This window comes from Neisseria sp. P0001.S005 (assembly GCF_051963715.1).
In genome coordinates this window covers 1-274 of the sequence record NZ_JBQCTZ010000968.1, presented here as the reverse complement: position 1 = coordinate 274, position 274 = coordinate 1, and the positions used below count along the sequence as shown (strand labels likewise).

1 protein-coding gene is annotated in these 274 nt (G+C 52.6%); it reads right to left on the bottom strand.

Annotation, left to right across the window (positions count from 1 at the left end; all coding sequences use genetic code 11):
- Window positions 1-274 (bottom strand): hypothetical protein (locus ACTHSP_RS23715; RefSeq protein ID WP_440347199.1); only part of this gene is annotated, 274 nt, incomplete at both ends.

The window sequence follows — 274 nt, the reverse complement described above, 5'->3', positions numbered from 1 at the left end:
CTTTAGTATCAGCTGCTACAGCTTTAGCATCTGCCGCTTCCGCTTTCGCTACCGCACCATCAGCTTTGGTATCTGCTTGACTTGCTAAATTGTAAGCATCGTCTGCTCGTTTTTGTGCTTTACCCGCTTTGGTATCTGCTGCCGCTGCCGCTTGTGCTGCTTCGCCTGCTTTCGTTAAAGCTTGACCCGCTTTAGTGTCTGCCGCAGCTGCCGCTGTCTTAGCTTGACCCGCTTTGGTATCTGCCGCTACTGCTTTAGCATCTGCCGCTACTGC